The organism is Thermogutta sp., assembly GCF_039793925.1.
GTDB lineage: Bacteria > Planctomycetota > Planctomycetia > Pirellulales > Thermoguttaceae > Thermogutta.
In genome coordinates this window covers 14,238-28,570 of record NZ_JBAMME010000193.1, presented here as the reverse complement: position 1 = coordinate 28,570, position 14,333 = coordinate 14,238, and the positions used below count along the sequence as shown (strand labels likewise).

At 58.1% G+C, this 14,333-nt stretch carries 8 protein-coding genes; 3 read left to right on the top strand and 5 right to left on the bottom strand.

Translation table 11 applies throughout. From position 1 onward, the window contains the following. Window positions 1-8: 8 nt before the first annotated feature. Window positions 9-2,192 (bottom strand): ATP-dependent zinc metalloprotease FtsH, encoded by a 2,184-nt coding sequence (ftsH, locus tag ABJK56_RS07110; protein WP_347243971.1) that lies wholly within the window; start codon window positions 2,190-2,192, stop codon window positions 9-11. 514 nt (window positions 2,193-2,706) lie between these two features. Here ftsH and trkA point away from each other — a divergent pair. Both trkA and ABJK56_RS07100 read left to right on the top strand, forming a co-directional pair. Then, window positions 2,707-4,062 carry a Trk system potassium transporter TrkA gene (gene trkA, locus ABJK56_RS07105; RefSeq protein WP_347243970.1) on the top strand — a complete coding sequence of 452 codons (1,356 nt, stop codon included), beginning with the start codon at window positions 2,707-2,709 and terminating at the stop codon, window positions 4,060-4,062. A 185-nt stretch (window positions 4,063-4,247) separates the two neighbouring features. Next, entirely contained in the window at window positions 4,248-5,417 is a 1,170-nt protein-coding gene (locus ABJK56_RS07100; RefSeq protein ID WP_347243969.1) for an aminotransferase class V-fold PLP-dependent enzyme, read from the top strand. A gap of 165 nt (window positions 5,418-5,582) precedes the next feature. Here the strand turns inward: ABJK56_RS07100 and ABJK56_RS07095 are convergent, their stop codons facing one another. From ABJK56_RS07095 to ABJK56_RS07080, 4 genes are all read right to left on the bottom strand, one after another. Further along, the gene (locus ABJK56_RS07095; protein WP_347243968.1) at window positions 5,583-8,054 is read right to left on the bottom strand and encodes a family 10 glycosylhydrolase; all 2,472 of its coding nucleotides are present in this window, start codon (window positions 8,052-8,054) and stop codon (window positions 5,583-5,585) included. 49 nt (window positions 8,055-8,103) lie between these two features. Continuing rightward, window positions 8,104-9,213 carry a bifunctional diaminohydroxyphosphoribosylaminopyrimidine deaminase/5-amino-6-(5-phosphoribosylamino)uracil reductase RibD gene (ribD, locus tag ABJK56_RS07090; protein WP_347243967.1) on the bottom strand — a complete coding sequence of 370 codons (1,110 nt, stop codon included), beginning with the start codon at window positions 9,211-9,213 and terminating at the stop codon, window positions 8,104-8,106. Window positions 9,214-9,779: 566 nt separating this feature from the next. Further along, a complete protein-coding gene (locus tag ABJK56_RS07085; protein WP_347243966.1) occupies window positions 9,780-11,222 on the bottom strand; it encodes a radical SAM protein in 1,443 nt (480 codons plus the stop codon). A gap of 268 nt (window positions 11,223-11,490) precedes the next feature. Beyond that, the gene (locus tag ABJK56_RS07080) at window positions 11,491-12,372 is read right to left on the bottom strand and encodes a biotin--[acetyl-CoA-carboxylase] ligase (RefSeq protein ID WP_347243965.1); all 882 of its coding nucleotides are present in this window, start codon (window positions 12,370-12,372) and stop codon (window positions 11,491-11,493) included. A gap of 564 nt (window positions 12,373-12,936) precedes the next feature. On the opposite strand from ABJK56_RS07080, the gene ABJK56_RS07075 reads away from it, so the two are divergent. After that, entirely contained in the window at window positions 12,937-14,154 is a 1,218-nt protein-coding gene (locus ABJK56_RS07075; RefSeq protein ID WP_347243964.1) for a hypothetical protein, read from the top strand. Window positions 14,155-14,333: the final 179 nt, after the last annotated feature.

The following is a 14,333-nucleotide window of genomic DNA, read 5'->3' as shown; positions in this document are numbered from 1 at the left end:
CACCTTTTCTAGGAAGATGCTCCGCTTTCCGCTTCTGATCCCTCGCTATTCCTGCGCTCTGCGATGGAGTTGGGTGCCGTCCATTTTGGTTTCACTTCTTCGGTTCCGGGAACGACGAATGGACCGGGCGAGTAAGTCTCCACGATTTCCCGCAGCTCTTCCTGATCAATCACTTCCTTTTGCATGAGCCGCTGGGCCAAGGCTTCCAAGGCCGGACGGCGCAACTCCAGGATCCGCCGCGTCCGCTGAAGGGCTTCGTCAATGATCCGCCGGATTTCGCGGTCGATTTCCTCGGCCGTCGCTTCGCTGTACCAGCGAGGTCGTCCAAAATCACTGTAAACACCGAGGTGCGAGGGCACGTCATCGCGGAATGCCAACTTCCCAAGTCGGCTCATCCCGAATTCCGTGACCATGCTTCGCGCGATATCGGTGGCCCGTTGCAGGTCGTTCTGCGCACCGGTCGAAACGTCCTGGAATACCAATTCCTCGGCCACGCTTCCCGCCAGTAAAACCTGAATACGGGCTTCCAATTCGCTCTGGGTCAAGAGGTAGCGATCGCCCTCCGGACGCTGGAGAGTATACCCCAAACCGGCAATACCCCGCGGGATGATGGAGACTTTGTGAACCGGGTCCGTGTTGGGTAAGGAGTAAGCCACCAGGGCATGGCCGCTTTCATGATAGGCTACCCGGAGCTTTTCCTCTTCACTCATCACGCGCTGACGTTTTTCTAGCCCGGCGGTTACCCTTTCCACCGCCTCGGTAAACTCCTCCATGGTGACCGCGTCTTTATTCTTGCGGGCAGCGAGCAGGGCGGCCTCGTTCACGAGATTGGCCAGGTCCGCCCCCACGAAACCGGGGGTTAACGCGGCGATTTCGCTGATGTTCACCGAGGGATCCAGCTTCACGTTTCGGCAATGGACCTTGAGGATGGCCTCCCGTCCGCGGACGTCGGGACGATCCACGAGGATATGCCGGTCGAATCTTCCCGGCCGCAATAGAGCAGGGTCGAGAGTCTCCGGTCGGTTCGTCGCCGCCAAGACAATGACACCGCTATTCGAATTGAACCCATCCATCTCGACGAGGAGGGCGTTGAGGGTCTGTTCCCGTTCCTCGTGCCCGCCCACGATGCTCGTCCCGCGCATCTTCCCCAAAGCATCCAGTTCGTCGATGAACACGATGCACGGAGCGCGGGCTTGGGCCTGCTGGAACATGTCCCTGACGCGGGCGGCGCCCACCCCGACAAACATTTCCACAAAATCCGACCCGGAAAGGCTGAAGAAAGGCACCCCGGCTTCTCCGGCGATGGCCTTTGCCAGCAAGGTTTTTCCCGTTCCTGGAGGGCCCACTAGCAACACCCCTTTCGGAATCCGACCGCCCAGTGCCCGAAATTTTTGCGGATTCTTCAGAAACTCGACAACTTCCTTGACTTCTTCAACGGCCTCATCAATTCCCGCGACATCCTTGAACGTAACGCCAACATCTTCAGGAGCATACAGGCGGCTGCGGCTTCGGCCAAATGCAATGGCCGAACCTGGCCCCCCCATCCGACGCAGAAGAAAGAGCATCAATAGGACAAACACCAAAAGAAGGATGATGTGGGGGCCGTATTGTTCCCAGAAAGTTGGGGGTTCCCCACCCCGAACATCGCGGAATCCTTTGTCCAGAAGCAATTGCAGGAGGGCGTTGTTATCGTTTTCGAATCCCAGCCGGGACGAGCGAAACGTGACCTCTTCCGGCTTGGAACGTTTGCTGGGGGGATCCAGGATCTCCCGAGTTACGGTGCCAACCACTTCCTGGGGTCTGACGACCAGGTCGCGAAGGCCCGAATAGCGTATGCGGTACAGTTCGTTGCCTACTTTTTTGGTGACGACGATGGCCGCTTTCGGATTCTGCTCGGGGCTCCCCTGCTGGATCAGTCGCACAAGCTCCAAATACGGAATTTCTTCCGTGATGGTTGGTCGGACCAGTCCAGCCAGAAGGAGGCTTACGGCAAGCGCAACCAGGAGATACCACAGGATAGCGGGGCCACCGGGACCTCGCCGTTCTTTGGCCTTTTTCTCACCTGGTGGTGACGGCTCTCCCCTGTTGGTATCGTTTCGGTTGCCGGAGTCTCGCGAGAAGAGGTTCCGGATTCTCTGCAAGTCGTTGGGTATTAGATACCAGGCTTTGTCGCCGATTTTCCAGTTCATCATGCCTACGAATAAGCCAATTGTCTGAAAAAAATTGGGATGACTGTCCCGGCTGGCCCCTCCCTGTGTCCTTTTCAATGATAGGTCATAGCCAATATTATTGAGGTCGTCCTTCCGGAGGGAACGCTTGTCCAGTTCTCTGGTTGAGCGGGTTTTTCGCTAACCGGAGAAGTCCCACTCGGATGCACAGGCGGGCTCTGACATCGTTTCCTTTCATTATCCCACTTGTGGGAAAAGAGGCAAATAGCCAAGCGAACTTGCTGGCTCTGCGGTGATTTGATGAAGGGAAATCGGAGTAATCCTTACCCCGGATGCTGGCAGAGACGTTGGCCGGCTCCACAGTTTATTTTCGACCGGCAAAATCGTCGCAGGACAGGCGGGCACAATTTAAGCCCCGATAAACGAGATATAATGTAGTGTTTGGGCATCCCTTCGTGCCACATTGCGGGGGCAGCAAGTGTTGCGGCGGTAGACTACGGGCTTACTTAAGTTCTGGGGCAACCTTTTGATTGCAGCCATGGCCAACTCTATGCGAATTTTGATCCTGGGAGCAGGTACCATTGGAAGCTCGATTGCCGAGTTCCTTTCCCCACACCACAGGGTGACGTTGATCGATCGGGACCGCGAAACGGTTGATCGGATCAACGCAACCATGGATGTGCGCGCACTTGTGGGCTCGGCTTCCGATGCGGTTCTGCTTTTCCAGGCGGGAGCAACCGACGCCGATTTGTGTCTGGCGGTGACTAATTCAGATGAGGTAAACCTTGTCGGGGCCAGTGTGGCCAAAGCGATGGGGACACGGCGTGCCATCGCTCGAGTGTATTCCCCCAACATGCTGGACACCAGCACCTTTGATTACCGCGATCACTTTCGTCTCGACCGGCTGGTAAGTCTGGAGCGTTTGGCCGCGCTGGATCTTGCGAGGGTGGTCCGCGGGACCGGTACGCTGAGCATCGAGATTTTCACCGTCGCGGATTTGGAAATGCAGGAAATTGAAATCCGTGGCAAGGCCCCTGGGGTGGGGGTTCCGCTTCGGGAACTCGGATTGCCGCGCGGTGTGCGAGTAGGGACGGTGCTTCGGCAGGGCAAACTGTTCATCGCCGGTCCGGAGGATTCGATTGAAATCGGGGACCGTGTCGCGCTGTTGGGCAGGCGCGATGAGCTGGACGTCGTGAAAACCCTCTTCGAGACGGAAACGCCCCATCGCCTGGGGGTGGTTATCGCCGGGGGGGGTGAAACCGGCTTCCAATTGGCCCGTCTTCTGGAGGGACCCCGCCACAACGTAGTCCTGATGGAGTCCAATCGAGAGCGTTGTGAGTACCTGGCCAGCCACCTCCGTGAGGTGACGGTGGTCTGCTGCGATGTTCGAAGCCGGACAGCACTGGAAGAGGAGCGAGTGGGTAGCGCCGATTATTTTGTGGCCTGCACGGGCGACGATGAAAACAATCTTCTGGCGTGTGTGGAAGCCAAAGAACTCGGGGCCCAGAAAGTTGCGGCGGTGGTCGCTCGATCAGATTACCGCTATATTCTGACAAAACTCGGTGTGGACCATGTCACGACTCCGCCGGACGTCGTGCGCCGGGAGGTGGAAGCCCACCTCACCACTGGAGTGGTGGTCTCAAAAAAGCCCCTGGTGCCAGGCTCCAAAGTCTTCGTCATGGAGCTGGAGGTCGTAGAAGGGGCGCCGGTTACCGAGCACGTGCTTGCCCGGGTTGGATTGCCCAGACAGTGTCTTATCGCGGCGGTTATCCGCGAGGGCTTTGCCATGCTTCCGGGGGCCGACGATCGCATCAAGCCACGTGACACGGTGATTGTCCTGGTCCACGAAGACATGATCGATGAAATGCTTGAGTTCTTCCAGCCGCCGGAATGAAGTGTGACGCTCCCCTCCTGAATCGTCATCTTACTGGAACATTTCCAGAACAGCGCGGTTTTCTGATCGGACGTCACCTGCCGGCCTAAGTCGTCGGTCCGTTGGTCTCGGTCACGAGGATCGGGGGACGGAACAAGCATACGGCGCTAACACTGATCAACGAAAAACCTTTTGGGGATCATGATATGGCAACGAAACGCATTTATCTGGATAATGCAGCCACAACCTGGCCGAAACCACCAGCCGTTTATGAGGCAGTCGATGCCTATCAGCGGAATCTGGGCTGTTCGCCGGGGCGGAGCACGTATCGGGATGCTATGGAGGCCGACCGCGTGGTGGCTGAGGCCCGTCGAGCGGTGGCTCGATGTCTCGGGCTTTCGGATCCCCATCGCATTGTCTTTGGATTTAACGGCACGGATGTACTGAATATGGCGATTCGGGGTGTCGTTCGGCCGGGCGATCACGTCATCACCACGGCAGCCGATCACAACTCTGTTCTTCGACCCCTGCGTTTTTTTGAAGAGTATCATCACGTTCAGGTGGATCGCATTCCTTGCGATTCCCAGGGGTTTGTGGTTCTCGAAGAGCTGGAAAAAGCACTTCGCCCAGAGACGCGTCTCGTGGCGGTCAATCACGCATCCAACGTGGTGGGGACGGTGCAGCCGCTGGAAGAGATCGTCAAATTGGTGCGGCGGCACTGCGAGGCGATCATTCTGGTGGATGCGGCCCAATCGCTGGGACATCTCCCACTTTTTCCCAAAGAATTGGGAATCGATCTGTTGGCGGCCCCTGGTCATAAGGGGCTCCTTGGGCCGATGGGAACCGGGGTCCTCTATTTGGCTCCCAAGATGGAAGAGAGATTGGTGCCGCTGCGGATGGGCGGAACCGGCTCTCGCAGCGACGAGGACCGCCAGCCGGATTTCCTGCCCGATAAATTCGAACCGGGCAATCACAACGCACCCGGTCTAGCGGGCCTCGTGGAAGGCGTCCGTTACCTGGAAAACCGTACGTTGACGGCTATCCGCGAACATGAAATCGCCCTCACCAGGCAACTGACTGCTGGATTGAGCGAGGTGCCGGGGGTGACGCTGTACGGTCCTCCCTCTGCAGAGCAACGGGTGGGCGTGGTCAGTCTCAATATTGAGGGTTATTCTCCGGAAGAAGTGGCTGGGATCCTCGATCTGCACTACGGCATCCAAGTACGATCGGGGATTCACTGTGCTCCCTTGATGCACCGGACGCTGAGGACTGTGGAACGAGGTGGGGCCGTCCGCTTTAGTTTTAGTCCTTTCACCACGCAGGAAGAGATCGACGCGGCAATACAGGCCGTTAAAGAAATTGTCCGTCATAGCTGACCCATCACCGATTTTCTGAAGGGTCTTTGGCAGGTCAAACATTCCACGTGATCGGGAAAATTCTTGAATTTCGACGTTTAAACAGGCACCGCACTGGGCAGACGGGGCGCCTTCGAGTGCGGACGCGGCAGGCTGGTCCCTCCGAGTTCCTTCAACACGTTTCTGTTACGGCTGAGTACGGTGGGGCGGAGTTGCCGGGTTGCGGGTGGCTCCCATCTTCACCGCGGGTAAGATCGTTTTCGGAGATTGCTCATCGAGGTTGAAAATGGTGAAGCCGGGAACGCCGGCAAGGCGGGCAAGCGCGATCTGTCCCACCACCTGATCGGGACCATCCAATCGAAAAGCGCCAATTCCGGGATACATAGGAATTTTTCCTTGCGTGGCCTGCCACTGGTTTTTCACCCAGCGTACGAACTGTTCGGGGTTATTCGTGTAGTCCATGGGGCAAACAAAGTCGAGATAGCCCGCCTGAACCCAGCTCACCCAATCCTGACCGACAGAATCTCGGCAGGCGGGATATTCGGGAAAGACGGCGGCCGAGATCTTGATCCCTGGCCGGATCTGGCGCGCCTCCCGGGAAACGGCCTCCACCACCCGTGTGATGTTCCTCCGTCGCCACTCGAGATACCGCGAGCGCAGGGGTCCCGAGACGCAATCCTCCGGCCATTGGGGGACTTTCACACCCATCTCAGCTTCGAATCGCTGCCGACACCCCGGGCAGAAACAATTGTCGGGGCCAGGATAACGGATGTAGTCAAAATGGATGCCGTCCACTGGGTATTTGCGGACCACTTCCAGCATGGTGTCCACTTCCAGGCGTTGATTTTCTGGATGCGAAGGACAGAGCCAATTGCTGGGTTCGCCGCGTCCTGTTATTTGGGTGCGTCCTGCCGCCCGCATTTGATCAACGAACGACCGCGGCGCATTAGTCAAATTGAAATTGACCTTCCAAACGTGAACTTCCACACCGTGTCGATGGCAGGCGGCCACGCACTGCTCTATCTGATCTCCGTATTTTTGAAACGCTTCACTTCGCGGGAGGATGTCGCTGGCATAGTGGGCCAGACCTGCCCACAGCATGTTGGGCACCACCATGTTGAACCCTGCCTCGGAAAGCTCTTTTGCCGTGCGTTCCCAGTCGCCGGGGTAGATGCCCAGGCCGGAATGGTTCCAGTAGGCTCGGCCTTCAACGTTTGGGCTCGGCTGGGCCGACAGGTAGGCCTCAACCAGTTTTTCGCGGACCTGCTGAAGCTCTCGCAAATTGACGGGAGGAGCTTTTCCCTGGGATTCTGCCTCACGAACCGCAAGAAGGATCTGCTCGGCTTCCGCGAACGATTGCCAGGCTGGGTGGGTACGGTCGGGGAGATACGTTTTCAACCACTCGCGCAACTCATCGAGGGTTGTTAAATGCCCTACCTGCACCGCTCGTGAAAGGAGTCCCCGAATCACCTCGGTTTTCAGCTCGGGGGCCATCGCCGTGAGAACAGCGGCAACCATCAACCGCTGATTCTCGACGTCTCCTTCTAAAAGAATGTGGCTGAAAAACGCACCCCGGGGGGAAAGAATCATGGCCGGCTTTCCCGTCGCTTCACCAGAAGCCGAGTACCACCACGCAATCACACGGGCATCGGTGGTGGCTGGTTCCACTTCTGTGATGTTCCACGAACTTTGGCGCATCACTTCGGGCAGGTCGGGAAGGATTTGACGGTCGAAACGCACTTCCGCGAACTGGCCAGGGAATTGCTGTCCCACCCATCGGGCTTTTCCGATGCCAAGCAGCCCGAGCAACTCTGTCGGGGCCTGGTAGTTCAGAAAGACCCGGGTGCCCTGGCGGATTGCGAGCCCCAGGGCCTTCGTGGCTTCCGGAGAAAGCCGCGGATGGTAGGGTACAATGATGACTTTCTGTTGCGCCCACACCTGCGGGTTGGGAGACGCATCGTCCCATTCGTCATAACCGAGGCCAAGATCATCCAGCAATTTGGCGAACCGCTGAAAAGTTTCCCGCGCTACACGGTATTCCGGATCGCGTCCGTAGATCGCTGCGGCAGGTGCCAGAATGGCGATGGCGTGTCGGACCGCCACCAGACGATAGATTCGGGCGCGGCCATCCACGTTCTGCCCCCGCCAGAAAGAGATGCGAATGCCGTCAATACGGTCCCACCCACTGGGGTGCTCCTCAATGCGGAAGTCGGACTTGCGAAAGCGCAGCACCTGGCGGCCCGGTCGCGTCACACTTCCAGACGCTGCGTACCAACCCTTACCACTGCGAAAATAGAGCGATAGATACCCGACCGCTTCCACTGGCTCCACCGAGACTTCCAGGAGGAACTCACCGGGACGCGACAGATCCAGCGACATCTGGCGGTCGTGCACGCTTCGCGGCCAGTCGGGTTGAGACGCAAACGGCAGAGCAACTTCCAGAACCCGTGTGCCGTTCTCGTAGACAAGCCGCACCGGTGCCGTGCGTTCGCTGGGTTGCCACGCTCGCTGAGCGTCAATTTCCGCGACATAGGCCAGGCCTTCCAAGACGGTTTCCTGCGTCCCCCAGGTTTGAGCCGTTGCTGCGACGGGCCAACCCAGCATCCCGATAATGGCAAGCGCCGACAGTAATTGCCTCTGACGCCCGAGTATTTGCATGAAACAGCTCCTTAAGTTCGACTCTCAGGTTGGTGAAATGGTGAACTCTTCACGCGGAAGGCGAAATTTGGCCGTGCAGATAAAGATCGTCTCCCACGCGCTCCCAGGTAAGATGGGCGATGTGGAGGGCCTCCGCCATCTTGGTCACGCCTCTTCCCGCCACGGGCGTCCGCCCGTTCTCACCCCCCACAATCTTGGGCGCAACGAACACGTGAACTTCGTCCACAAGTTGATGGTCGAATAATTCGCCCAGGACTTGGCTTCCGCCTTCAAACAGGACATTGGTCATGCGGCGGCGGCCCAGTTCTTCCAGCAGGGCCAGCAAACGTTCGGAGCGGGTATTACCGGGACATTCCAGCACTTCACATCCGGCGGCCTGCAGTTTCCGACGTGCCTCGCTGTCGGCCTGTGCTGAGACTGCTACCAGAAGGGGCACTTCCCGCGCAGTTCGAACAAGACGACTGTTGAGCGGCAACCGGGCACTGGAGTCCAAAACGATCCGCACAGCAATTCGGGGTCCCGGCGGACGAGCCGTTAGCAGCGGATCGTCTATTTCGACTGTTCCAATCCCGACAGCAATCCCGTCCACACGACCACGCAGCAGGTGGACCCGCCGACGCGACTCTTCTCCACTAATCCACCGACTGTCGCCCGTCGCGGTGGCAATTTTCCCATCGGCCGTCATCGCCCACTTGGCAATCACCCACGGCCGTTGTGTAGAGAGCAACTTGAGGTAGGGCGCGTTCAGATGCCGGGCCTCCTGTTCCATCAGGCCGACAACGACTTCGATTCCCGCTTCTCGCAGGCGAGCGATTCCCTGGCCACGGACGAGTGAAAAAGGATCCGCCATTGCGGCCACCACGCGACGGATTCCCGCTCGAATGATGGCATCGGTGCAAGGAGGTGTTTTCCCGAAATGACAGCAGGGTTCCAGCGTGACATACATGGTGGCTCCGGCTGCCCGGTCTCCTGCCATACGCAGTGCCTCCACCTCCGCGTGCGGCTGACCGTAAGCCCGGTGCCATCCTTCGCCTATGATTTCTGCCCCTCGCGCGATCACGCAGCCAACCATCGGATTAGGTTCCACGGCACCTTTGCCCCTGGCTGCTAGATCCAACGCTCGCCGCATGTGCCAGGCATCTAGTTCCATCTGATCCATGGTGCTCCCCCATTGCTGCATGGTAAGAGATGTTCACCGCGAGCAGGAGTGATTAGTCCGAGCTCGTCTACCCTTTGCATGTGTTCTTCCTACGACCGGTGATTGCTCGCGTGCTTTGCTTTCCGCGACCGCCACACAAAAGGCACATCGTGTCTCCCGTGCGGCCAGACTCCCTTCTCTCCAGAGTGGCAGGCGTCTTGGCCGGAGGAGACGCGTCTTTCGTGCCCACCCGTGTTTCAGCCCCTGCGCACACCTCGGGCCGAGGAACCAATCCGCTTACAGTTTCCCCTCCGCAGAACGTCGTGCCAGTCGCGTTACGATCGCTACTACTTCGGTCGAAGAACCCACGTGGACTATTGTACCGAAACAGCAATCGTTTTGGCTAGCACGACAGGAGAGGCGATAAACTCTTGGAGGAGCAATTCACGAATTGCTCCCTGGGGCACGGTGAGGCTTTGCCTTCCCTTTGATCCTTCCCAAAATGGGGATTACTCAGGAATCGCCTGGCGTCGCAATGGATGCTTTTGGCGATTCAACACACCTGCCGAAATGTCGTGCCTTATCAGTCACTTTGTGACTACGGCAAACTCCGGGACCTGCCACGTCACATGGTGACCAGCCCGTCGCAGCATGGCCACCACTTCTTCTACCGGACGGCGATCCACCACGGGAAACTGGCCGCCCTCCTCGTCTTCTACGGCTTCTGCCCCCGCCCGATAGCCGCCGGGCACAGTGGAACTGGCCGCGCTGATCTGGGTGATGCAAGTTTGGGCGAGAAGGTCTCGCAAAGCGGGCGGCTCTCGCGTGGAAAGGACCAGTTCGGCCGTGGGAAAGGCGTGTCGCAACCCACAGTACAGCCGGATGAGAGTTTCATCATCAACAGGATGTGGGATGACAAAGTCAGCCGGCCCTTCGTGAATTCGCGGCAGGCTGAATGCAATCCGGCGGTTTGGAAATCGCTCTTTCAAATAGGCCGCATGACGGACCATGGCTTTTGCATCGGGCACGGGATCGCCCAGCCCAAGCAGGATTCCCAACCCCAATCGTTTTACACCACCCTCCGCCGCGCGTTCTAGACCTTCCAGCCGCCAGGCGTAGTGTGATTTCGGCCCGCGAGGATGGAAATGGCGATACAAGTGCCAATCGTATGTCTCCTGATAGAGCGTCACCCCAATGATGCCGGCGTCCACCAGGGCTGCGTATCCGGCTGTGGATTGGGGGGCGATCTCCACGGCAAGACTGACGGGATATTGCCCTCGAATAGCTCGGATGATTTCGCTGTAATATTCCACATCGGTTTTCTGAGGATAATCTCCTGCGACAAGCAGAATATGCCGCATTCCCCGTTTGACAAGGATTTCTGCCTGCTCCAGGGCTTCCACCGTGGTCAGCCAGCGCCGTGGTATCTTTTCCGGAAAGCGGAATCCGCAATAGAGGCAGTAGTTCACGCAGTAGCTCGACAAGTAAAGCGGAGCGTAAACAAGAACCCGCCAGCCAGTCGAGCGGTCCGCAGCCGGGTGATCCTGTTCCTGTCCTTCACGCACCGGGGAACACACAGAAAAAAGTTCGCGGGTAAGGCGTTGGGCACTGGCCAGCACATCATCAAGAGGTCGCTTCCGGTCGAGACATGCCTCCAGTCGGGCCACTGCTTCCGCTGCCATGTTCTCATCGTGAACCGCCTGGATCGTTCGACGCGGAGTTCGCTCACGTTGCCCACTGAGCCGGGCAAACAGGACGTCCAGCATCTCGGCGGCACGAAAATCATCTCCGTCCAGGACCTCTTCTCGCTCGTGCAGAAGCTGGTAGCGCAATCGCTCCACACGCTCGGCAAAAGGGGAAGCAGCAAGCTTTGAAATTTCTTTTCGCGAACTGTTTGGATCCTCTTCCAGAGTCGCCCGGGCTTCGCGCAAAAGCTCCCAGTGGCGGGCAAAATGGGGATCCCGCTCTGCAAGGTACCTTTCCAAGAATTCCCAATCGGTGTTCTGTTCAACGAACGTGTTTGTGCTCATAAAGTTATGGTCATACTTTACCAGGCGATCAGCTCGCAAAGAATCCAAACAAAGTCAGTTTTGGGATTCTTTGCTGAACGCTTATTCGGACGGAAAACTTTGCAAGTTTGGATGAAACTTCGACCGGCGGCCCGGGGGCGATTCGAGTGAGATTTTCGCGGTCTTTTACGTCTTCGCTTCTCTGTTCAATTGTAGAAGTGGAGGAAGACACAGGACAAACACTTCTATGGTCACTAAAATGCGAGTCATTGATAATTGCCGTGGCGTGTTATTCCGGTAGCGAATCGCTGCGGAGAATGGTTCCACTTACGAACTTGCGCAGGCCTTCGGATGTTTCCAGGAGAATTCCCCCTGTTATGTCGATGCCGCGGCAAACTCCTTGGTATCGCCGTTTCTCGGTTTCCAGGATGAGGTGATGGCCTTTCTGAAGACAGAGCCGATCTGCTTCGCTGGCCAGTTCTGCAGGATTGCGCGCGAGCACCTCAAGTTGGCTTTCCATGTGCCGGAGGATGCTGATCAGCACATCCGTCCGGTCCAGAAACGTTCCGCAAATATCGCGGAGACTGGTTACGAAAGGCCGGAGCTCTTCGGGCGCTTCCCGAGCGACATTATTCGCGTTCACCCCAATGCCAAGAATGACTCGCTGGTTAGCGGGAACCTCGACGAGAATTCCGGCGATTTTTCGTCCGGCCACGTAAACATCGTTTGGCCAGTGAAGCCCCACCGGCACGGTCGGTGGCACGAGCGGCCAGATCGCGCGACACACACTGAGCGCCCCGACCAAGCCAAGAAACCCTGCAGCGGATTCCGGCGCGAGTTGACCGCCCGTTGCCGACGCATCTGTCGCATTATCGATCGCCGTGTTGCTTTCAGGTACCCTGATTGGCCTGCCGGGTGTTATCGGTAGGTTGAGGATCACAGAGAAGGCGAGGCTTCCCTGCCCGGTCCACCAGCGGCGATTGCCACGTCCCCGTCCCGCCGTTTGATGCTCAGCCGCCACCAGAAACGGAAGCGGTAAGTCGGGCCGCCCGACGAGCGTTTTGGCCCGGTTGTTTGTTGAGTCTATTGTTTCCCAAACTTCCCCATCTTCAACAAAAGTTTCCCGGATGATCCTGTGAAGGTCTAATTGGTACGGGGAGCTGTCTGCCATTTCCGCGATCCTTCGTCAATTTAAGTGGCGCAAGACTCGCCAAACCTACTTGTTAAGCGGAGACTCGAGGATCGCACACTCTAGAGTGTATCGAGCTCTCCCAATCGGTCTCCAAATTGGGAAGCGTCTCTATTCCGCGGGGCCGTCGTCTTCAAGGCTTCTCTCTTGACGGCAAAAAACAGGAACGGTAAGTAGCACCATCACCGTATTGTCGTCCTCGGTTCGCCGACGGAACAGCCGTTGCGGAAACCTAAGCTTGGCCGACAGGACTATCTAGTGCACTGTTTTGCTGGCACGGGGTGCCCGGCCGTGCGTTGGATCATGCGAAAGAAGCGACAAAACTATCCCCCCCGTTGTTGGGGAGCTTTTCTAGTTTGGGCTGCGCTCGGCGGGATGCTGGTTGCTTCTGGACCGGCTCTGGCTCAACGGGTTCGATTTCCCACTGCCTCTTTAAGCACACAAAGTCAGTCCCCCGCTGGTAGTGCCAACCCTTCTCAAGGGACCTGGGCCACGCCGAGTCCCGGTACCAGTGTTCAGCCGACCGCCCCGGCTCCAAGTGGAAGCGTGTACGGCTCCCCAGCTATCTCGTCGGGGGTGTACGGGTCCCAGGTCCAGTCGGCGACTCCGGGAGCCACTACACCTCTTCCGGGGCAAAGCGGCGTATACGGTGCGGCCCCGGCCACCCAGGGAACTGAATCTCTACCTTCCCCGTGGAGTGTACCTCCGCCTGCCTCGCCTCCATCAGCCACGGCGCCCCCTGCTTTGACGTATCCTCCCGGACAGGTTCCGTCCTATGCCCCGGCCGGTCCTAATGTGGTGCCTGGACCAGGGGCGGTGTATCAAGGTGCTGCTCCGCCGCCATCAAACTGGGACCCCTATGCTGCTCCCGGCACAGGTCCCCAGAGCGTGTTTCCTCAGGGTGGAATTTTTCCCGGCGTGGGTGGCCAGGATTTCTACAACACGATGATTAAATTCCGTGAGTCTACCGGGTTTCGGTTCACATGGATCCCGGGTAACGGAGGCTCTGAACTCGGTGTGGACGATCTCGAGCTCTATTCCACGTTCGCGTTCCCATTCCTGAGCACCGCGGGGCCGCCCCTGCGGGTGACACCAGGATTCACGTTTCACTGGTGGAATGGGCCAATATCGTCGGCACTCCCGCAATCCCAGGACATGCCTGCAGTAACCTATGATGCCTACCTGGATGCGGCCTGGAATCCTCAACTAACCCCCGTCCTGGGGGGTGACCTCAGCTTTCGTATCGGCGTCTATTCGGACTTCAAACGGGTGACGGCCGACAGCCTCCGCTTTCAAGGGGCAGGATACCTTACGTTGAATATGACCCCCAACTGGAAACTAAAGGGGGGAGTGGTGTACCTCGATCGTGTTCGCATCAAGATGCTTCCCGCCGGGGGGGCCATTTGGGTCGACAACGCAAGTGACCCCAGTATGGAGATCTCCATCCTATTTCCTAACCCGCGGTTTGCGATGCGGCTTCCGCGATCTGTCGGCGCCGATATCTGGTGGTACGTACGAGGCGATTACGGTGGCGATTCCTGGACGATCAAGCGAACGAGCGGCGTTAATGCCGGTGCTACGGAACGTGTTGACTACAACGACCTGCGGTTGGCCACCGGGTTGGATTTTTACCGGATGCGGGGATTGCGCGGATATGTCGAAGTGGGGCTGGCGTTTTCGCGTGAACTTGTTTACGAGGCCGGCTGGACTGACAAATTCAAACCAAATTCTGCCGTTTTCCTCGGCGGTGGCCTGGCATTCTGAAACGCCGGGGAATTCGGTGCGGCGTTCGGGCAGGGTGTCGCTCAGTGTGGGCGTCCGCTACTGGAACGGTGATCGGAATGTCCTGTTGCCTGGCGGGTGCCCATTCCCACGCAATCAGGTCACGATTTGTGAGGTATAGTCTGATAGGAATGCGAAAGGGGCGGGTCGCGGCCGGGTTA

What these genes read in the sequence shown, in the direction of transcription:
- trkA (WP_347243970.1), top strand. Translation starts at nt 2,707, where the DNA reads ATGGCCAACTCTATGCGAATTTTGATCCTGGGAGCAGGTACCATTGGA.
- ftsH (WP_347243971.1), bottom strand. Translation starts at nt 2,192, where the DNA reads ATGATGAACTGGAAAATCGGCGACAAAGCCTGGTATCTAATACCCAAC.
- ABJK56_RS07085 (WP_347243966.1), bottom strand. Translation starts at nt 11,222, where the DNA reads ATGAGCACAAACACGTTCGTTGAACAGAACACCGATTGGGAATTCTTG.
- ribD (WP_347243967.1), bottom strand. Translation starts at nt 9,213, where the DNA reads ATGGATCAGATGGAACTAGATGCCTGGCACATGCGGCGAGCGTTGGAT.
- ABJK56_RS07100 (WP_347243969.1), top strand. Translation starts at nt 4,248, where the DNA reads ATGGCAACGAAACGCATTTATCTGGATAATGCAGCCACAACCTGGCCG.
- ABJK56_RS07080 (WP_347243965.1), bottom strand. Translation starts at nt 12,372, where the DNA reads ATGGCAGACAGCTCCCCGTACCAATTAGACCTTCACAGGATCATCCGG.
- ABJK56_RS07095 (WP_347243968.1), bottom strand. Translation starts at nt 8,054, where the DNA reads ATGCAAATACTCGGGCGTCAGAGGCAATTACTGTCGGCGCTTGCCATT.